General features: G+C 64.8%; 16 protein-coding genes and 1 pseudogene. 11 read left to right on the forward strand and 6 right to left on the reverse strand.

Annotated elements, in window-relative coordinates; genetic code table 11:
* Positions 1-120: 120 nt before the first annotated feature.
* The 3 genes from KMZ68_RS05320 to KMZ68_RS05330 form a co-directional block, all read right to left on the reverse strand.
* Positions 121-1,011 (reverse strand): SUMF1/EgtB/PvdO family nonheme iron enzyme, encoded by an 891-nt coding sequence (locus KMZ68_RS05320; RefSeq protein ID WP_215614816.1) that lies wholly within the window; start codon positions 1,009-1,011, stop codon positions 121-123.
* Between the two features lie 97 nt (positions 1,012-1,108).
* Positions 1,109-2,203 carry a copper-containing nitrite reductase gene (nirK, locus tag KMZ68_RS05325; protein WP_215614817.1) on the reverse strand — a complete coding sequence of 365 codons (1,095 nt, stop codon included), beginning with the start codon at positions 2,201-2,203 and terminating at the stop codon, positions 1,109-1,111.
* A gap of 336 nt (positions 2,204-2,539) precedes the next feature.
* The gene (locus KMZ68_RS05330; protein WP_215614818.1) at positions 2,540-2,752 is read right to left on the reverse strand and encodes a hypothetical protein; all 213 of its coding nucleotides are present in this window, start codon (positions 2,750-2,752) and stop codon (positions 2,540-2,542) included.
* 222 nt (positions 2,753-2,974) lie between these two features.
* Here KMZ68_RS05330 and hemN point away from each other — a divergent pair, with 222 nt between their 5' ends.
* Positions 2,975-4,327, forward strand: coding sequence for an oxygen-independent coproporphyrinogen III oxidase (gene hemN, locus KMZ68_RS05335; RefSeq protein ID WP_215614819.1), 1,353 nt, complete (start codon positions 2,975-2,977; stop codon positions 4,325-4,327).
* Between the two features lie 24 nt (positions 4,328-4,351).
* Here hemN and KMZ68_RS05340 read toward each other — a convergent pair whose 3' ends face one another.
* Positions 4,352-5,074, reverse strand: a complete 723-nt coding sequence (locus KMZ68_RS05340) for a Crp/Fnr family transcriptional regulator (RefSeq protein WP_215614820.1) — start codon at positions 5,072-5,074, stop codon at positions 4,352-4,354.
* Between the two features lie 171 nt (positions 5,075-5,245).
* On the opposite strand from KMZ68_RS05340, the gene KMZ68_RS05345 reads away from it, so the two are divergent.
* The 5 genes from KMZ68_RS05345 (at position 5,246) to KMZ68_RS05365 (ending at position 9,930) form a co-directional block, all read left to right on the forward strand.
* On the forward strand, positions 5,246-6,457 hold the full coding sequence (locus KMZ68_RS05345; RefSeq protein ID WP_249779528.1) for an NnrS family protein: 1,212 nt from the start codon (positions 5,246-5,248) through the stop codon (positions 6,455-6,457).
* A 65-nt stretch (positions 6,458-6,522) separates the two neighbouring features.
* Positions 6,523-7,566 carry a GlxA family transcriptional regulator gene (locus KMZ68_RS05350; protein ID WP_215614821.1) on the forward strand — a complete coding sequence of 348 codons (1,044 nt, stop codon included), beginning with the start codon at positions 6,523-6,525 and terminating at the stop codon, positions 7,564-7,566.
* Positions 7,567-7,740: 174 nt separating this feature from the next.
* Positions 7,741-8,274: a tautomerase family protein gene (locus KMZ68_RS05355; RefSeq protein ID WP_215614822.1), complete on the forward strand. Its 534-nt coding sequence runs from the start codon at positions 7,741-7,743 to the stop codon at positions 8,272-8,274.
* Positions 8,275-8,321: 47 nt separating this feature from the next.
* Positions 8,322-9,308, forward strand: coding sequence for a carbon-nitrogen hydrolase family protein (locus KMZ68_RS05360; protein WP_215614823.1), 987 nt, complete (start codon positions 8,322-8,324; stop codon positions 9,306-9,308).
* 136 nt (positions 9,309-9,444) lie between these two features.
* Entirely contained in the window at positions 9,445-9,930 is a 486-nt protein-coding gene (locus tag KMZ68_RS05365) for a Crp/Fnr family transcriptional regulator (RefSeq protein WP_215614824.1), read from the forward strand.
* Here KMZ68_RS05365 and KMZ68_RS05370 read toward each other — a convergent pair.
* On the reverse strand, positions 9,869-10,696 hold the full coding sequence (locus tag KMZ68_RS05370; protein WP_215614825.1) for a metallophosphoesterase family protein: 828 nt from the start codon (positions 10,694-10,696) through the stop codon (positions 9,869-9,871). The two genes, KMZ68_RS05365 and KMZ68_RS05370, sit on opposite strands and share 62 nt — an antisense overlap.
* 245 nt (positions 10,697-10,941) lie before the next feature.
* Here KMZ68_RS05370 and KMZ68_RS05375 point away from each other — a divergent pair, with 245 nt between their 5' ends.
* The 4 genes from KMZ68_RS05375 (at position 10,942) to KMZ68_RS05390 (ending at position 16,367) form a co-directional block, all read left to right on the forward strand.
* Positions 10,942-11,322, forward strand: a complete 381-nt coding sequence (locus tag KMZ68_RS05375; RefSeq protein WP_215614826.1) for a hypothetical protein — start codon at positions 10,942-10,944, stop codon at positions 11,320-11,322.
* A 97-nt stretch (positions 11,323-11,419) separates the two neighbouring features.
* Positions 11,420-11,827, forward strand: a complete 408-nt coding sequence (locus KMZ68_RS05380; protein ID WP_215614827.1) for a FixH family protein — start codon at positions 11,420-11,422, stop codon at positions 11,825-11,827.
* A complete protein-coding gene (locus KMZ68_RS05385) occupies positions 11,824-13,227 on the forward strand; it encodes an efflux RND transporter periplasmic adaptor subunit (RefSeq protein ID WP_215614828.1) in 1,404 nt (467 codons plus the stop codon). Before KMZ68_RS05380 ends, KMZ68_RS05385 begins: the two co-directional genes overlap by 4 nt.
* The gene (locus KMZ68_RS05390) at positions 13,224-16,367 is read left to right on the forward strand and encodes an efflux RND transporter permease subunit (RefSeq protein ID WP_215614829.1); all 3,144 of its coding nucleotides are present in this window, start codon (positions 13,224-13,226) and stop codon (positions 16,365-16,367) included. The genes KMZ68_RS05385 and KMZ68_RS05390 overlap by 4 nt, the downstream gene beginning before the upstream one ends.
* Positions 16,368-16,379: 12 nt before the next feature.
* Here the strand turns inward: KMZ68_RS05390 and KMZ68_RS05395 are convergent.
* Positions 16,380-16,706, reverse strand: a pseudogene (locus KMZ68_RS05395) (sensor histidine kinase); the annotation flags it as partial.
* 197 nt (positions 16,707-16,903) lie between these two features.
* On the opposite strand from KMZ68_RS05395, the gene KMZ68_RS05400 reads away from it, so the two are divergent.
* A complete protein-coding gene (locus KMZ68_RS05400) occupies positions 16,904-19,135 on the forward strand; it encodes a heavy metal translocating P-type ATPase (RefSeq protein WP_215614830.1) in 2,232 nt (743 codons plus the stop codon).
* Position 19,136 lies beyond the last annotated feature (1 nt).

Here is a 19,136-nt window from a genome sequence, read left to right on the forward strand (position 1 = left end):
GTACCAAGAACGCAGCGGCGCGATGTCGCGAAAGCCTTCTTTTAGAGAGATTCCATACTGTGATTTAGAGAAATTCCAGAATGCGAGCCGATGCGTGACCCGGCCGTGCCGGCCGCGACGTTACGACCGCGCGATCGACAGCGCCTTGCCGAGGCCGGATGAAACGCTGCTGATCCAGGACTTGTGCTCGCGCACCAGCCGGAAGCCGAGATTGCTCGGAGGTACGCCGACCGCGCAGCCGCCGGCGCGGGCGTCGCGGATGAAATCCGTGACATAAGTGCGATGCTGGCCTTCGGCGACGCGGACGCCGCAATTCGAATTCCTCGAGGTCGCGCGACCTTCGTCGTCAAGCCTGGTGCGGACGAAGCAGGTGCTGGTCCATTCCCAGACATTGCCCGCGGTGTCGTAGAGGCCGTTCTCGTTGGCGCCGAAATGGCCGAACGACTGCGGCTCGCTGTCGGCGCCATATTCGCGGTTCGACTCGCGGTCGTAGCGGGCGATCCAGCGCTTCGAAGGATCGTTGTCGTCGACCGGCAGGCTGTCGTCCTTGTAGCGGCTGCCGGCCGCATAGGCCCATTCCTCGTCGGTCGGCAACCGGTAATGCTCGCCGGTCTTGCGCGACAGCCAGGACGCGTAGGCGTCGGCATCGTGCCAGCTGATCTGCACGGCCGGCCGGTCGGCAAGGGGTTTGACGCCCGGGCTCAACGGACGGCAACCGGCGTCATCGACACAGCGCTGATAGTCGGCGGCGGAAACCTGATGCTTCATGATCGACAGCGGCCGGGTGAAGCGCACCGACGCCAGCGGCGCCTCGATCTGTTTCGACGCGCGGGTAAAATCGCCGGCCACCCGATAGGAAATCGTGCCGGGCTGCAACTCGACGAATGCCGGCGGGTCGCGAAGGGTCGTCCCGGATGAACCGGTCTCGTCGAGCAACGGCGCCACCGCCAGCGGACCGGCGAGGCCGGCGGCACAGACCAGGGCGAGCTTGAGTTTGAATGCGATCAGCACGGCCGTCTCGCTTCGGTGGGGAGGAGGGTGCCGGCTTCAAGCCGGCACCGCTGCTTTGTCGGTTGGTCTTCTCAGTTGGTCTTCTCAGTTGGTCTTCTTAGTTGGTTTTGGGGGCCGGAATTTCCGCCGGCGCCTTGACCTGGGTCATGAGGTCGTCGTTCCACTTGCCTTCGACCTTGAAGTGCGCGGTGGCGCCGAGTTCGACCGCCTCGATCAGGTTATGGGTGACATAGGCGTAGATGCCGGGCTGCAGGAACTTGTACATCGCAGCTCCCGCCGAACCGCCGCGGATGAACCAGGTCTCCAGCCCCGTCTCCGGCGCGTTGGAGAATTTGCCGGTCTCCCAGACATAGTCGCCATGGCCGCCGATCAGATGCGGACGGCTGTCGCGATTGGCCTGCGAGTGCACGATCAGCACGTTCTCGCCGACATTGGCGGTCAGCGCGTTCTTGCCGGTCAGGGCGCCTGCCTTGCCGTTGAACACGACATGGGTCGGCGTCAGCTTGCGCATCACCTCGACGGTGTCGTTGTAGGATTCGCCTGCGGATTCGTAGGATTTGAACTTGCCGTTCTCGTCGCGCGGCACATACATGTCCTGCTCGCCGATATAGTAGACCTTGTCGTATTTGAGCGGGTGGCCTTTGCCGTCGGTGAGGCCTTCGCGCGGCAGCACCATCACCGCGCCGTTCATGCCGGAGACGACGTGCCAGGGGATCATCGGGCCGCCCGGCGCGCAGTGATAGACGAAGGTGCCGGTGCGCGTCGCCTTCCAGCGCAGCACCACCTGTTCGCCGGGATTGACCAGCGTCAGCTCGGCGCCGCCGAGCGCGCCGGTCGCGGAATGGAAGTCGACATTGTGCGGCATCTGGTTGGTTTCGGGATTGACCAGCGTCACTTCGACGTAATCGCCCTCGTGCACCACCATCAGCGGTCCCGGCATCGAGCCGTTGAAGGTCATGGCGTGGAACGTGGTGCCCTTGTCGTCGATCACCACTTTCTTCTCTTCGATCGTGAGGGTGAACTCCATGATCCTGGGGCCCTGCCTGGTGGCCTGCTCGTGCGCATGCACGAAGGGCGGCGCGACCAGCTCGACCTTTTGCCGCGGCAGCTTGAGTTCGTCGGAAAGTGTTGGCGTCGCCAGCATGAGGACTGCGGCGGCTGCACTGAACATGGCGGCTCTGCGGGTCAACATCGGATCGTTCCTTCACTGGATGTTTTCTCTACCGACGCCAACCTAGGCCTTCCGCAGCAAGGCTCTTTGCGCTGCAACAATGTTCGATGAATTTGCGGAGCCGATACGGAACAGTACGTAGGTCACCGCTCGAGAATCGGTGACGCGACGTTAATCCTGTCGATGAGTGTTGATGTTGCCGGCTACTGATGCGACGGCTGTTGCGGAATTCTCAGGCGCGAGCGTTATCGCGTTTGCGCGCAACGGAAGTGCATCGAGAATCCGCGCGTGATGAATCGCGTGGCCGGATCATTTTTGAATTTTCGGGTCCGCCGTCGCGCGCTCGCTGCGGGGCCGCTACAGCAGCTTGATGGCGAGCCAGACGGTCGCCCACAGCGCCAGCGATAGAAGCGCGACCGTCACGACGAAGGCGGCCAGGGCCCGCATCAGTGTAGAGGAACCGGAGCCAAAGGAAGATTCTCCCGGAACCGGGCTGAAATCGCCATTTTGGGGGATATGGCCGCGTATCCCGAGCATCCAGATCACAGCGTCCAGCACGTAGCGGCCCATGGCGTCGGCTCCGATTTATCTTCAAAGTCTCCCGGAACGGCGCTTCACGCTTTGCGCAGGCTCAAATCGGCGCGGAATCTTCGGATTTGTCCCGGCCGCCCAAATCGGCGCCGGATTTGAGCGAGCGCAAGGTGGCTCCCCCTTCGATCGGCTACTGAAGGCGGCCTGGGGCAGCCAAAGCCCCGATCGGTCACGGTTCAAGCCATTGGAAACAGGTACTAAATGAGGCCAGATCTTGCCGCGTGCTACGGCCAGGAGCGGTTGCCCCGGTATACCAGCTATCCGACCGCGCCGCATTTCTCGGCCGCCATCGGCCCCGGCAAATATGCCGAATGGCTGAAGGCCATTCCGCAGCACGCCACCGCCTCGCTCTATCTGCACGTGCCGTACTGCCGGTCGATGTGCTGGTATTGCGGCTGCAACACCTCGGTGGTCCGCCGCGACGACCCGATCGCCGTCTATGCCTCCGCGCTCCGCTGCGAAATCGACATGGTGTCGCGGCAGATCGATCGCCGCATCAAGGTCGACCACATCCATTTCGGCGGCGGCACGCCGACCATCATGGCGCCCGAGACCTTCATCGAACTGATGGGATCGATCCGGCAGTCCTTCTTCGTGCTGCCTTCGGCCGAGATTGCCATCGAGATCGACCCGCGCACGCTTACCGGCGAGATGATCGACGCGCTCGCCTTCGGCGGCGTCAACCGGGCAAGCCTCGGCGTGCAGAGCTTCGATCCCGTGGTCCAGCGCGCCATCAACCGGGTGCAGAGTTTCGAGGAGACCGCGGCTGCGACCGAAGGCCTGCGGCGGGTTGGCGTCACCGGCGTCAATTTCGACCTGATCTACGGGCTGCCGCATCAGACCGTCGCGTCGTGCCTCGACACCGTGCGCCGCTGCATCGAGCTTCGGCCCGACCGGTTCTCGGTGTTCGGTTACGCCCATGTCCCGACCTTCAAGACGCATCAGCGCAAGATCGACGATGCGTCATTGCCCGACAGCCTGGAACGGCACCACCAGTCCGAGGCGATCGCCGCCGCGCTGAAAGCGGCCGGCTATGTGCAGATCGGGCTCGATCATTTCGCGCTCCCGGGCGACGAGATGGCGGTGGCGTTCCGGGAGGGAAGGCTGCGCCGGAATTTCCAGGGCTACACCACCGATGACAGCAACATCCTGCTCGGCTTCGGCGCCAGCGCCATCGGGCGGCTGCCGCAAGGCTATGTGCAGAACGAAGTCGGCACCCGCGCCTACGAGAAGGCCATCGCCGACGACCGGTCGGCCACCGTCAAGGGCTACGCCTTGACCGACGATGACCGGCTGCGCGCCGAGATCATCGAGCGCATCATGTGCGACTTCAGCGTCGATCTCGATCCGATTTGCGCGCGGCACGGGTTTCCGGCCGAAGCGATGCTGCAATCGGCGCCGCGTCTGCAGGATCTGATTTCCGACGGGATCGTCGAACTCGACGGCACCTCGCTGGCGGTGACGCACGATTCGCGCTTTCTGGTCCGCAGCGTGGCGGCCGCCTTCGACGCGCATCTCGACGGATCGAAGCAGCTCCATAGCCGGGCGGTATAGACGCGCGCCTGCCTGATCCGGCTCTCAGGCCCGGACCGGCGATCCGCCTTCGCCGGGATCTTCCTCGGCCAGCACGAACAGCTTGTGGGGCTCGCGCAGCACGATGCGCTGCCGGCCGCTCTCGATCAGCCCGCGGCTCTCCCAGCCCGAGAGGATGCGGCTCACCGTGTGCAGCGTGGTGCCGGTCATCTGGGCGATGTCCTGGCGGCTGATCGGAAAATCGATCTCGACGCCGTGCTCGACCTTGCGGCCGGATTGCTTGGCGAGCCGCAGCAGCGCGTGCGCAACGCGCTGTTCGACCTGCTGGGTCGACATCTCGACCACGCGGGTATGGGTTTCCTGCAAGCGGTTGCCGATGGTCTGCAAGGTGTTGGTGGCGAGCGCCGGAAACTTCGCCACCAGCCGCGGCCATGTTGCCGACGGCCAGGCCAGCGCCACGCTGTCGTCGACGGCGGTCGCGGTGGCGGGATAGCGCGCAAGGCCGATCGCCATGGCGACGCCGAAGGTCTCGCCGGGTGCGACATAGCGCACCACGACCTGTTCTCCCGCCTGCGTGGTCTTGCTGGCGCGCACATGGCCATGCAGCAGCACGAAGAAGGAATGCGCTTCCTCGCCCTCTTCGAAGACGGCGCTGTTCTTCGGAAATCGCAGCGAGCGGGCCTCGCGAAGAATTTCGGCGAGGTCTTCCGCGCCGAATCCCGCAAACAGCGGCAGATGGGCGACCAGCGAAGGATCGACTGTGGCCATGGTTCCTCCCGTCGCATCAGCGACTTGGATCGAATCTAGACTGCGATTGCGGCTCCCGATCAAGCACAAGTTTGCGCTGGCACAACAACGGCGCGCGGCCTTTCCCCCTAAATGATCCCGAAATCGGCTCGGACGGGTGGAGAAGGTCATGCGCAAGGTGGCGGATCGCAGATGGGTGCAATCATGACGGCGGTGTCGCGCCCTCGCGTCTATCAGGGCTGGCCGCTGCTCGCCGGCAGCTTTCGCCCGTTCTTCCTGCTCGGCTCGATCCATGCCGGGCTCGCCATTCTCGTTTGGCTGCCGGCGTTCTATGGCGAGCTGACGCTGACCTCGGCATTGGCGCCGCGCGACTGGCACGTCCATGAAATGCTCTATGGCTATCTGCCGGCTGTCATCACCGGGTTCCTGTTCACGGCGATACCGAACTGGACCGGACGGCTGCCGATCCAGGGCACGCCGTTGCTGGTGCTGGTGCTGGTCTGGATCGCAGGACGGCTCGGCGTGACGTTTTCCGCCTCCACCGGCTGGCTTGCGGCGCTGCTGGTCGATGCGAGCTTTCTGTTGCTGGTTGCGGCCGCCGCGACCCGCGAGATCATGGCCGGCCGCAACTGGAAGAATCTCAACGTCGTGGTGCTGGTCGTGCTGCTGCTGGCGGGCAACGTCGCGTTTCACCTCGAGGCGCATTACCACGGCCTCGCCGAGACCGGCATCCGCATCGGCATCGCGGTGGTGGTGTTGCTGATCTCGCTGATCGGCGGCCGCATCATTCCGAGTTTTACCCGCAACTGGCTGGTGCGCGAACATCCCGGCCGGCTTCCGGCGCCGTTCGGCCGCTTCGACATGATCGTGGTCGCCATCAGTGCGCTGACGCTCGCAGCCTGGGTCGTCGGTTCCTCCAGCCATTTGACCGGCGTAGCACTGGCGTTCGCCGGACTGCTGCATCTGGTGCGGCTGGCCCGCTGGGCGGGGGATCGCACCGTTCGGGAGCGGCTGCTGCTGATCCTGCATATCGGCTACGCCTTCGTGCCGTTCGGCTTCCTGCTCAACGCCGCCGCCGCGTTCGATCTGGTGCCGCCAAGCGCCGGCATCCATGCCTGGATGGCGGGCGCCGCCGGCACCATGACGCTGGCGGTGATGAGCCGCGCCACGCTCGGCCACACCGGCCAGGCCCTCACGGCATCGCGCACGACGCAGGCGATCTATTTCGCGATCATCGTCGCGGCGCTGGCGCGGATTTGCGCGGTCATCCATCCCGCCCAAAGCGAAGCGCTGTTGCATCTGGCCGCCTTTGCCTGGGCTGCCGCCTTCCTCGGCTTTGCGGTCGCCTACGGTCCGCTGCTGGCCGGCGCCGATCCCAGGCGGAAGGTTGGGCGGGCTGACTGAGAGGCTTGCCAGTCAAATCCGGTGGTGGCAGTATTGCCCCCAAGAGGGCAATAACGGACATCGCCGTGCGGCATATCAGGATATGGGTGTACGACGGCATTCTGGCCTCCGGCGTGGCCGGATCGATTGACGTTTTCACCGCCGCCAACGCGATATGGGCGGAAAACAACGGCAAACACCGCGGCGCGCCGCCGTTCTTCGAATGGCGCATCGAATCGCTCGACGGCAGGCCGGTGCACACCGCATCGGGCCAGGTCGTGAATGTCGACGGTCCGATCAGCGCACGAACCACCGCCGATGCGGTGATCGTGACGGGTCCCTTCATCGCCAACATTGAGCGCTTTTTCGACAAGCCGGACGTCCTCCGGCCGTTGTTTGCCGCGCTGCGCCGCCAGCACGAGCGCGGCGCATGGCTTGCTTCCTACTGCACCGGCAGCTTCATTCTCGCCGAAGCGGGCCTGCTCGATGGCGGCGTGGCGACGACCCATTGGGCCAAGGCCAAGGCGTTTGCCAGGCGCTATCCCGAAGTCGACTTGCGGGTGTCCGAAATACTGACCGAGCAGAACCATATCCTGTGCAGCGGAGCGGTGACGACGTCGCTCAATCTCGCTTTGCGGCTGGTGGAGCAATTTGCCGGCGACGGCATTGCGGCGGCGACGGGCAGGATGATGCTGATCGACGCCAATCGCGTTTCGCAGGCATCCTACGCCACGATGCAGTACGAGCCGCAGCATTCCGACGCGCTGGTGGCGCGGGCGCAGCGCTGGATGGAGAAGTCCCTGCAGCAAGGGTTCAGCCTCGGAGAGCTCGCGGGTCATCTTGCGGTCAGTGAGCGCACCCTCAACCGACGCTTCAAGCAGGCGACGGGCGAGGCGCCGCTGCAATATCTGCAATCGCTGCGCGTCGACGTGGCAAAGCGGCTTTTGGAAACCAGGGGGCTGAACGTGGAAGCCGTCAGCGCTCGCGTTGGCTATGGCGATCTCAGCACGTTTCGCCGGCTTTTCAAGCGCGAAACCGGACTTTCGCCGCGCGACTACCAGCGCCGGTTCTCGCGCCGCCGCCAGGGCCATAGCGCGGCGCCCGGGCAGGCAGCGCGATCGTCGCATTAGCAGCCTGGAGACTGCGACCGCCCGTCGATTCGCCGGCGCGTGTCCGATTTCCCTCGAAAGATGGCGATACTGCCACTCCCGGCATCCTGCCCCGGACACCTAGTTTGGACCGGCCCGAAGTCGAATGACCTCGAGCAAGCCACGCGGGTTTCAGCGAGAGAAAGGGTTGTTACGATGCCGATGGTCGATGTGCTTATTCCCCAGGGTGCCTTGAAGCCCGATGCCGAGGCGCGGCTGTTGAGCGAACTCACCGACATTCTGATCACGCTCGAAGGGTTCGAGGCCACTAACCAGCGGGCGCGCGACGTCACCGTGATCTACCTGCACCGGCCGGCGGAAGTCTATGTGGCGGGCGCGCGCGCGACGTCGCCGCGTTACCGCATCATCCCGACGGTGCCGGAAGGTCAGTATACCGAAGAGATCCGCAAGGCCGTGGTGAAGCAGATGACGGAAGCGGTCGCGCGTGCCGAAGGCGGCACGGTGGCGGAGGTCGGGCCGCGCGTCTGGGTGTTTCCGACGGAGCTTCCCGACGGCCACTGGGGCAGCCGCGGCGTGATCCGTCCGCTCCCCGACATCCAGGCGTTCATCGCCGGCGAGCATGAACGAAAGGTTGGCGAAGAGCGGATCGCAAGAACTCGCCGCAACAAGGCGCTCGCAATGCTGGAGGGCGCGCTTGACGCCGCGCGCATCGGCGTGGGCGGAAGATGACGGCTCGTGCCGACGCGCTGCTGTTGTTCGCCCGCCAGTGAGGTATCATGACAATCAGGGATCGTTTCAAGCTCGCGGCAATTCAGGCGGCCGCCGTGCCGTTCGATCTCGGCGCGTCGACGGAGAAAGCCTGCCGCCTGATCGGGGAGGCGGGCGCTGCGGGTGCCACGATCGCGGCCTTCGGCGAGACGTGGCTGCCGGGCTATCCGTTCTTCTGCAACGCCGCGACGACGCCCCTGACGTGGCAAGCGATGGCGGAGTATCTGGCGAACGCCGTCGAGATACCGGGTCCCACCACCGACAAGCTTTGCGAGGCGGCGGAGCACGCCCGCCTCGATGTCGTGATCGGCGTCGTCGAGCGCGACGCGTCGAGCGGCGGAACCGTCTACTGCACGCTGCTGTTCATCGGCAAGGATGGCCGGATTCTCGGCCGGCACCGCAAGCTGAAGCCGACCTTCAACGAGCGCGCGGTGTGGGGCGATGGCGACGCAGTGGGGCTTCGGACCTATGAACGGTCCTACGGCCGCATCAGCGGCCTGAACTGCTGGGAACATAACATGATGCTGCCGGGCTATGTGCTCGCGGCGCAGGGAACGCAGATTCACGTCGCCGCCTGGCCCGGACGCGAGCCGGCTGCCGCACCGCCGCCGACGGTCCCGTTGTGGCCGCGCCAGCTGCTGCTGTCGCGCGCCTTCGCCTCGCAAGCATCATGCTATGTCATCGCGGCCGGCGGCATGCGTCTGCATTCCGATACGCCCGAACGCTTCGAGGAATTGTCGACCATCGAATACACCGGCGGCAGCTACATCATCGATCCGCGCGGCGAAATCATTGCGGGCCCCGCCGAAGGCGAAACGATCCTGTTGGCCGAAGGGTCGCTGCAAGCCGTCCGCGCGGCAAAAGCCCTGACCGATATTGGCGGACACTACTCGCGCCCGGACATCTTCCGGCTCATCGTCGATCGCAGCCCGCGCCAGCGGGTCCTCGATCGTGCGACCGGGCACGATGAGGCTGATCCGCGGGGCACTTGGTAGCGCGGGGAGGAGGGAGCGAACAGGACCTTCCGGCGCCGGTCGATGCCGACAATTTGAGCAGACGGCCCGCATTATCCGTTCGACGCTTTCCAGGCCCGTGCCTAATCTCGGCCGCGTGAGGACTGGGGTGTGGCGGATGCGCGAAATTCTCGAATATTGTATCGGTGGCAGCAGGCGGAACGTGTCCGCGGGCGACCTCGTCGTGCACGAGGGCGGCAGGACTGGTCACCTCTATGTCCTGATCGAGGGACGGCTCGAGGTCATCAAGGGCGACACCGTCGTCGCCGCCATCGCCGAGCCCGGCGCGGTGCTCGGCGAAATGTCGGTGCTGCTCGATCAGCCCCATACCGCGACGGTGCGCGCGGCGTCGGATTCGACCGTTTACGAGATCGACGATGCCGCCTCGTTTCTGCGCCGGCAGCCGGCGGTGGCGCTCCTGATCGCGCGGATGCTGGCCCAGCGGCTCAACGTCGCCAACACCTATCTCGCCGACATCAAGCGGCAATATGCCGGCCACGGCAATCATCTCGCGATGGTCGGCGATCTGCTGCAGAGCATGATCAACCTGTCGCCGACGCAGGTCTCGCCAGGATCGGATCGGCAATCCGACCCAAGGATGTGAGCCACGCCGGCGGATCGGCGATCGGCGCCGCCGGCCGCTGCAGCGGCGCATTGAGGTCGATGCATTGCGCGTCGGTCGCGGATAGCCAGAACGCCCTGCCGTCGTCGATATCGAGCACGATATAGACCGGCGGGCGGCCCGGCTGCAGGCCGGTATTGAACGCCCAGGTGTCGCCGAGCCGATCGAACCACGAGCCGTCGGGAATGAACGGCGACTGGTGCACATGGCCCGAGATCACCATCGAAGGCTGGTAGCTCTTGATCCATTGCGCCAGTTCGACGTCGCCGAAGAACCGCTTGCCGCCCCAGCTGGTCGGCGAATCCGCCGGCGGCGCATGATGCACCCAGATCCATCGCTTCGGCCGCCCTGAGGCCGCCTCCCGCAACTGGTCGTCGATCCGCTGCTTGACCAGCGGTCCATCCCACCACGGGCAGACCGTGAAGAGGGTGTCGCCGATGGTCAGGCTGTCGCCGTCACAGGCGACGCCGAGTTCGCGGACATCGCCGATCCATCGCGAAATCTTCTCGCCCTCGGGGCTGCGTTCGTCGAGGTCGTGATTGCCGGAGCAGAGGATCACCCGGGTGATGCCGGACAACAGCTCCAGATATTTCTTCACGACGACGATCTGGGCGCGGAAGTCGACGAACGACCCGACGTCGAGCGCATCGCCGGCGAAGATCACGAGGTCGAAATTCGGCGCGGCGCTGACCAGCCAGTCGAATTGCGGCAGCGAGTAATGCAGGTCGGCCACGACAAGGCAGCGCATATCGACTTGTCCAAATGCTCAGGGAATAGCTCGTACCGGAGCGACTGTATTCAAACGACGAAAGACAGAGCAAAATTTATGCCGTTCCGCGTCCGTTGGACGCGGCAGATCCCCGCACCGGCCGCGATATCTCCCTGCCCAGCCGATTTCCTCGTCGCGCTGCGCGAACCAAAGTACGGACTGATCACGGGGTCGTTAGCCTCGCCAGGCTGTCAATCCGCGCCATTTCGTGCGATTTTGAGAGCATGAACTGCCATATCGCCATACACCGGCTGCTCGCGGTCCTGATGATCGCGGGTCTTGTATTGGCTCCGGTCTCCCGGCCGGTCATGGCGGCTCTGGCTCTCGACGCCTCGATGGAAGCGATAGCGGCCGAAATGTCGCCGCCGGCCATGTCCGGCGAGATGGCAAGTGACATGCCGTGCTGCCCATCGAAGGCGCCGGTGGACTGCAGCAAATGCCTGTTGATGGCCACCTGCATGACGAAATGCTTCACCGGCATGACGGCCACCTTCGTACATCCGTTCCTCGTCGTTTCCGCCAGCATGGCGCTCCAGCGAAACGACTTCCGGCCCGATGGCCTCGGCCACCCGCCTCCCGAACATCCGCCTCGAATTCTGGTCTGAACGGCGTCACGGCGCCGTTTGTTGCCGCGCGGCTTGAACGCCGCGGGATCGTCGCATGCCGCCTGGCGGCAGGATCATGATTTCAGAGGATTTCGAAATGAACAGGCTCAACAGCTCGCGCGCCGTCCGGGCCGCGCTCGTCGGTCTTGCCGTGAGCGGCGCCGCCGGTATCGCCCGCGCCGACATCAAGGATTACGAATTCAAGCTGGCCGAGCCGACGGTGACCGCCGGCAAGGACAGGATCGTCACGGTCCAGCTCGTCAACAAGAAGACCGGCAAGCCGGTGCCCGACGCCGTCATCTTTGCCACCCGTCTCGACATGGCGCCGGACGGCATGGCGGAGATGTCCACCAAGGTCGTGCGCGAACCCGGCGGGGAGCCCGGCAGCTACCGCTTCAAGGCCGCCTTCGGGATGGAAGGAAGGTGGTTGCTCTCGATCGGCGCGAAGGTCCAGGGCGAGACAGGCACGGTCGAAGGCAAGCTCGTCATCACGGCGCAAAAGTGAAACGCGCCGTCCTCGCGGGCGTCGCTGTCGCTGCTGTGTTGGCGGCAGGCGCCGGACTGATCGGTGCGCGCGGGCACCTTCATTCGACGAAAACATCGCTGGTTGCGCCGGCGTCGGCGCAGGCGGGCGGCGAACCGATCTATTACCAGGATCCGGACGGGCGTCCGCTCTACTCGCTGACGCCGAAGCAGACGCCTGACGGACGCAACTACCGCGCCGTGCCGGCCGGCGCCGATCTGAGCTTCGAGGACGAACCGGCGGTGGCTCCCGCGGCCGCCGCATCCGCCGATCGCAAGGTCAAATACTACCGCAATCCGATGGGGCTGGCGGATACCTCGCCGGCTCCGAAAAAGGATTCGATGGGGATGGATTACATCCCCGTTTACGAAGGCGAGGACAGCGACGACGGATCGGTGAAGCTGTCGCCCGGAAAAATCCAGCGCACCGGCGTCAAATCCGAGGCCGCGGCGTTGCGGATCATCCGTACCGCGATCCGCGCGCCCGGCACCATCCAGCTCGACCAACGCCGCATCTCGGTGATCTCGATGCGATCGGAAAGCTGGGTTCAGAAGATCGCCAACGTCACCACCGGCTCCAGGGTCGCCAGGGGCCAGCCGCTGATGGAGATTTACAGCCCGCTGATTTCGTCGGCCGCGGCCGAATACGTCGCCACCCTCAATTTGAAAACCACTGGCGGCACCGCCGTCTACGGCCGCGGTTCGCGGCAACGGCTGATGAACCTCGACGTTCCCGACGCGGTGATCGTCGCCATGGAGAAGAGCGGCACCGTTCCGATCACGATCGACTGGTCGGCGCCGCGCGACGGCATCGTGCTCGAACGCAACGCGATCGAGGGAATGCGCGCGCAGCCCGGCGACGTGCTGTTCCGGGTCGCGGATACGTCCCTGGTCTGGGCCATGATCGACGTCGCCGAGCGCGATCTCGGCGCGCTGAAGGCAGGCCAGCCCGTCATGATCAGGGCGCGCGGCCTGGCCGGCCGCGAGTTCGCCGGGAAGATCGACGTGATCTATCCGCAGGTCAATCGCGAAACCCGCACCGTCCGCGTCAGGGCCGAACTGGAAAATCCAGATGCGGCGCTGCTGCCGGATATGTATGTCGATGCCGAGATCGACACCGGCAGCCCGCAGGCCGTGCTGAGCGTCGCGGAAAGCGCCGTGCTCGATACCGGCAGCCGGCAGGCGGTGTTCGTCGAGAAAGGCCAGGGCCGGTTCGAGCCGCGCGACGTCAAGCTCGGCCATCGCGGCGGCGGCTATGTCGAGATCCGCGAGGGCGTCGCCGAAGGCGAGCCGGTCGTCGTCTCCGCCAACTTCCTGATCGATGCCGAAAGCAATCTGAAGGCGGCGTTGAAGGGCTTCTCGGACGCGGGAGAAAAGCCATGATCGCCCGCCTGATCGCCTGGTCGGCGCGCAACCTGCTCCTGGTATTCTTCGGCGCGGGCTTTGCCGCCGCCGCCGGAATCTATGCGCTCGCGCATTTGCCGCTCGACGCCATCCCGGATCTCTCCGATACCCAGGTCATCGTCTATACCGAATATCCGGGGCAGGCCCCGCAGGTGATCGAGGATCAGGTCACCTATCCCCTGACTACCGCGATGCTGACCGTGCCGCGATCGAAAGTGGTGCGGGGATTTTCGTTCTTCGGCGTCTCGTTCGTCTACGTGATCTTCGAGGACGGCACCGACATCTACTGGGCGCGCTCGCGGGTGCTGGAATTCCTCAACGGCGCCGCCTCCCGGTTGCCGGCCGGCGTGGCTCCGACCATGGGGCCGGACGCCACCGGCGTCGGCTGGGTCTATCAATACGCGGTGATGTCGAAAGAGTTGAATCTGGCGGACACGCGGACGATCCAGGACTGGAACCTGAAATTCGCGCTGGCGAAGGCGGAAGGCGTTGCCGAAATTGCCAGCGTCGGCGGCTTCGTCCGCCAGTACAACGTCATCCTCGATCCGCAGCGGATGCGCGATCTCGGCATCACCATGCAGAAGATGCGCGAAGCGATCCGCGCCAGCAATGCCGATGTCGGCGGCCGCACCGTCGAACTCTCCGAGTTCGAATACGTCATCCGAGGCAAGGGCTACCTCAAGGGCATCAACGATCTCGGCAACATCGTGCTGAAGACCAGCAACGGCACGCCGGTGTTGTTGCGCGACGTCGCCCGGGTCGAACTCGGTCCCGACGAGCGGCGCGGCATCACTGAACTCAACGGCGAGGGCGAGGTCGCCAGCGGCATCGTGCTGCAGCGCGTCGGCGTCAACGCGCTCGACGTGATCGGGAACGTCAAGAAGCGCTTCAAGGAGATCGCCAGCAGCCTGCCGGGCTCGGCCGAAATCGTCGCGGTCTACGACCGCTCCAACCTGATCAATGCGGCGATCGAGACTCTCAAGCACACGCTGATCGAGGAAAGCGTGGTGGTGGCGCTGGTCTGTTTCGTGTTTCTGCTGCATTTCCGCAGCGCGCTGGTCGCGATCGTCATGCTGCCGGTCGGCATCCTGATGGCGTTCGGCGCCATGAAGCTGTTGGGAATCGGAGCCAATATCATGAGCCTCGGCGGCATCGCGATCGCGATCGGCGCCATGATCGACGCCGCCATCGTGATGATCGAAAACGCCCACAAGCATCTGGAGCGGGCCGAACCGGGGCGCTCGCGGGTCGATGTGCTGATCGAGGCGGCCTCCGAGGTCGGGCCGGCGCTGTTTTTCAGCCTGCTGATCATCACGGTATCATTCATGCCGATCTTCACGCTGGAATCGCAGGAGGGGCGGCTGTTCAGCCCGCTGGCGTTCACCAAGACCTTTGCGATGGCGGCGGCGGCGCTGCTGTCGATTACGCTGGTGCCGGCGCTGATGATCGTCTGCGTCCGCGGCCGGATCGTCGCCGAGCACAGGAATCCGATCAATCGCTTCCTGATCTGGATCTACCGGCCCGTGATCGCGGGCGTGATGCGCGCCAAGGTGCCGGTGATCGTGGCATCACTGGCCATTCTCGCGGTCACGATCTGGCCTGCGCGGCAATTGGGCAGCGAGTTCATGCCGAGCCTGAACGAAGGCACGCTGCTCTACATGCCGACGACACTGCCAGGAATTTCCGTCACCAAGGCCGGCGAATTGATGCAGACCCAGGACCGCATCATCCGGTCGTTTCCGGAAGTGGCCTCGGTCTACGGCAAGGCCGGGCGTGCGGCGACCGCGACCGATCCGGCGCCGTCCGAGATGTTCGAAACCATCGTCAACCTGAAGCCGAAGCAAGAGTGGCGGCCGGGCGTCACGGTCGAGAGCCTGACCGCCGAGATGGACCGCGCGCTGCAATTCCCGGGCGTTTCCAACGCCTGGACCATGCCGATCCGGGCCCGCATCGACATGCTGTCGACGGGAATCCGTACCCCGGTCGGGGTCAAGGTGATCGGCACCGACCTGGTCGAGATCGACAGGCTGGCAAAACAGATCGAGCAGGTCCTGAAGACCGTGCCCGGAACGTCATCGGCATACGCCGAGCGCGGCATCGGCGGCTACTATCTCGACGTGACGCCCGACCGTGCGGCGCTGGCGCGCTACGGCATCATGGTGCAGGACGTTCAGGACGTGATCGGCACGGCGCTCGGCGGTCAGACGGTGACTACGACGGTGGAAGGCCGGCAGCGCTTCAGCGTCAACATGCGCTACCCGCGGGATCTGCGGGAAAATCCGCAAGCCATCGCCAACGACGTGCTGGTGCCGATGCCGGCCGGCGGCGCGGTGCCGCTCGGCGAGGTCGCGAAAGTCTCGCCCGCGCGAGGGCCGACCTCGATCCGCACCGAGAATGGCCAATTGGCGACCTACATCTATGTCGACATCCGCGACCGCGATCTCGGCGGCTATGTCGCCGACGCGCAGGCGGCGGTGAAGGCCAGCATTCAATTTCCGCCTGGCTACTATGTGATGTGGAGCGGCCAGTTCGAATATCTCGAACGCGCGGCGGCGCGGCTGAGGATCGTGGTGCCGGTGACGCTCGCGATCATCTTCCTGCTGCTGTATCTCAACTTCCGCGCCTTCACCGACACGATGATCGTGATGCTGTCGCTGCCCTTCGCGCTGGTCGGCGGCATCTGGCTGATGTGGTGGCTCGGCTTCAATCTTTCGGTGGCCGTCGTGGTCGGCTTCATCGCGCTCGCCGGCGTCGCCGCCGAAACCGGCGTGGTGATGCTGATCTACCTCAACCATGCCCTGGCGGAGACCAAGGCGCGATGCGAGGCGCAAGGCCGCCAGCTGACCCGGCGCGATCTCTATGACGCCATCATGGTCGGCGCGGTGGAACGGGTGCGCCCGAAGATGATGACGGTGGTCGCCATCATGGCGGGCTTGTTGCCGATCATGTGGAGCACCGGCACCGGTTCCGAAATCATGCAGCGGATCGCGGTGCCGATGATCGGCGGCATGATCTCGTCGACGCTGCTGACCTTGATCGTGATCCCCGCCATTTACGGCTTGGTCAAGCAGGCAGGTCTCGGCACCGCAAGTCAGGAAATGCAGTCGGTCGCGGCCTGACGCCGGTGGCGCTTACGCCTTCGCCATATCGTGCGAGAACACCACTTCGATCAGGGTGCCCGAATGCGCGCCCGGCTTGATGTGGAATTGCGCGCGGTTGGCCTCGACCAGCGCCTTGGTCAGCGACAGGCTGACGCCGCTGTCGGAAGTCCGATCCGATGGCGCGTGGTTGCGGAACGGCTCCATCGCGGCGGCGACTTCGTTGTCGTTGAGCCCGTGTCCGGTATCGCGGACCCGCAACACCACCTCGCCGAAATCCGACAGCGCGGTGGAAACGATGACCTGGCCGCCGGCATTGGCGAGATGGATCGAATTGCCGATCAGGTTCAGCGTGATCTGGGAGAATTCGCTGCCGGGCGAGGCAAAAGTTGCTATTGTCCTAACTGAGCGGCCATCACGAGCACCCTGAAAATTGTTGAAGGTCAGTCCGGCCACGCAAAATACAAGAGGGTGGGTCGTGAAGTATTGGGGTGGAGTCCGGTCCTCGTTGCTTCGCTCGATCATCGTTCGCGGATAGCATTCACAGGACCGGCACCATGGGTACGGAAGTCAAGCCCACCAAGCCCGAATCGGCTCGGCGGTACTCCTTCAAGGTCCAGGGATTGGACTGCGCCGAGGAAGTGGCCGTGCTTCGCCGCGAGGTAGGTCCCCTCGTCGGCGGTGAGAGCAACCTTGCTTTCGACGTGCTCAACGGCCGGATGACCATCCTCGATTCCGCAATTCCGGTGTCGGCAGGCCAAATACGGGCGGTCGTGGCACGAACCGGCCTAACCGCCGTCGAATGGCAATCGCAGGATAACGAGGCGCGCGACGCGGCTGCAGCCCACTATCGCCACCAAGTCTGGCTCACCACGCTCAGCGGGTTCTGCGTTGTCGTCGGCCTGATGATTCACGTCTGGTTTGCCGGCGGATTGGCGGATGCGTTGCGCCTGCTTGGAACGCACGCCGGACAGGCAATGCCCTGGCCGGAAATTGCCGCCTATTCGGCTGCGATCGTCTGCGGTGGACGCTTCGTGATCGTCAAGGCTTGGTACTCGGCGAAATCGCTGCGTCCCGATATGAACCTTCTGATGACGGTGGCCGTCATTGGCGCAATTGCCATCGGAGAGTGGTTCGAGGCGGCGACGGTAAGCTTTCTCTTCGCGCTGTCGCTCATGCTCGAAAGCTGGAGCGTGGGGCGAGCCAGGCGCGCGATTGCGGCGTTGCTCGATCTGACGCCACCCGTCGTGCGGGTCATTCGCGCGGATGGATCGGAAGCAGAGATCGCGGCGGCCGACGCCAGGCTTGGCGACCATTTTTTCGTGCAAGCGGGTCAACGCATTCCCCTTGACGGACGTGTCGTCGCCGGCGCCAGCGCGGTGAACCAGGCGCCGATCACCGGCGAGAGCGTGCCGGTCGAGAAAGGGCCCGATGCGGAGGTCTACGCCGGCACGATCAACGGCGATGGTGTGCTCACGGTCGAAGCGACGAAGACAGTCGAGGATACCACGCTCGCCCGCATCATCCATATGGTGGAAGAGGCCCATGCGCGTCGTGCGCCCTCGGAGCAGTGGGTAGAACGATTCGCCCGTGTCTATACCCCCGCGGTGATGATGTTGGCCTTGCTCGTTTTCGTCTTGCCGCCGGCTTTTATCGACGGCGATTGGCATGCCTGGTTCTATCGCGCGCTGGTATTGCTCGTGATCGCCTGCCCCTGTGCCCTCGTCATCTCCACGCCGGTATCGATTGTCGCATCGCTTGCCGCGTCGGCGCGAGCCGGCGTACTGGTCAAGGGCGGCGCCTACGTCGAGCTTCCCGCGCGCCTGAGGGCAATCGCCGTTGACAAGACCGGAACCATCACGCGCGGCGAGCCGGAGGTTGTGCGCGTGGTGCCGTTTGGCGATCATACGGAAGTCGAGTTGCTCGCCCGCGCCGCCGCCCTTGAGGCACGCTCGACCCATCCCCTCGCGCGCGCCGTGCTCAGCTACGTCGAAAGCAAGGGCATCGCCCTCGCGCCGGCGTCGGACGTTCGGGTCCTGACGGGCAAGGGGTTGATCGGCACCTTCGATGGAAAGCCATTCTGGCTCGGCTCGCACCGTTATGTCATCGAACGGGGCCAGGATACGCTTGAGGTCGCGCAACAGGCGGAGATGCTGGAGGCCGACGGCAAGACCGTCCTGGTCATTGGAAATGCGCGGCATGTCTGTGGCGTCATCGCAGTTGCAGATACCATTCGCCCGGAGGCTCGCAACGTCATCGAGCAACTGCACGCCGCCGGCATCGCGCATGTGGCGATGCTGACGGGCGATAACCGTGTCACGGCCGAAGCGATCGCCCGGGAGGTCGGTATCGACGAAGTGCATGCGGAGCTCTTGCCGGAGGAGAAGGTCAGGAAGGTCGACGAACTCGTTGCGCGGTACGGCACGGTGGCGATGGTCGGCGATGGGGTAAACGATGCGCCGGCGTTGGCGCGCTCGACATTGGGCATTGCCATGGGCGCGATTGGCTCGGACGCGGCGATCGAAACCGCCGACGTCGCGCTCATGACCGACGACATCTCGAAGCTCCCCTGGCTTGTACGTCATTCCAGGCGAACCCTCCGTATCATCCGACAGAACATCGCGTTCTCGCTCGGTATAAAGGCCGTGTTCGTGGTTTTGACCTTCGCCGGCCTGGCCAGCCTATGGGCGGCGATTGCCGCCGACATGGGGGCTTCGCTTCTCGTCGTCGCCAATGCGCTGCGCCTGCTGAGGGCTAACCCATGGACCTTCACTGGGCACGCGCGCTGAA

The organism is Bradyrhizobium sediminis, from assembly GCF_018736105.1.
Taxonomy (GTDB): Bacteria; Pseudomonadota; Alphaproteobacteria; order Rhizobiales; family Xanthobacteraceae; genus Bradyrhizobium.

Bases quoted from the DNA above. Each gene is read 5' to 3' on its own strand.
- nirK (WP_215614817.1), bottom strand. From the start codon at position 2,203: ATGTTGACCCGCAGAGCCGCCATGTTCAGTGCAGCCGCCGCAGTCCTC.
- KMZ68_RS05330 (WP_215614818.1), bottom strand. From the start codon at position 2,752: ATGGGCCGCTACGTGCTGGACGCTGTGATCTGGATGCTCGGGATACGC.
- hemN (WP_215614819.1), top strand. From the start codon at position 2,975: ATGAGGCCAGATCTTGCCGCGTGCTACGGCCAGGAGCGGTTGCCCCGG.
- KMZ68_RS05340 (WP_215614820.1), bottom strand. From the start codon at position 5,074: ATGGCCACAGTCGATCCTTCGCTGGTCGCCCATCTGCCGCTGTTTGCG.
- KMZ68_RS05345 (WP_249779528.1), top strand. From the start codon at position 5,246: ATGGGTGCAATCATGACGGCGGTGTCGCGCCCTCGCGTCTATCAGGGC.
- KMZ68_RS05355 (WP_215614822.1), top strand. From the start codon at position 7,741: ATGCCGATGGTCGATGTGCTTATTCCCCAGGGTGCCTTGAAGCCCGAT.
- KMZ68_RS05360 (WP_215614823.1), top strand. From the start codon at position 8,322: ATGACAATCAGGGATCGTTTCAAGCTCGCGGCAATTCAGGCGGCCGCC.
- KMZ68_RS05365 (WP_215614824.1), top strand. From the start codon at position 9,445: ATGCGCGAAATTCTCGAATATTGTATCGGTGGCAGCAGGCGGAACGTG.
- KMZ68_RS05370 (WP_215614825.1), bottom strand. From the start codon at position 10,696: ATGCGCTGCCTTGTCGTGGCCGACCTGCATTACTCGCTGCCGCAATTC.
- KMZ68_RS05375 (WP_215614826.1), top strand. From the start codon at position 10,942: ATGAACTGCCATATCGCCATACACCGGCTGCTCGCGGTCCTGATGATC.
- KMZ68_RS05380 (WP_215614827.1), top strand. From the start codon at position 11,420: ATGAACAGGCTCAACAGCTCGCGCGCCGTCCGGGCCGCGCTCGTCGGT.
- KMZ68_RS05390 (WP_215614829.1), top strand. From the start codon at position 13,224: ATGATCGCCCGCCTGATCGCCTGGTCGGCGCGCAACCTGCTCCTGGTA.
- KMZ68_RS05400 (WP_215614830.1), top strand. From the start codon at position 16,904: ATGGGTACGGAAGTCAAGCCCACCAAGCCCGAATCGGCTCGGCGGTAC.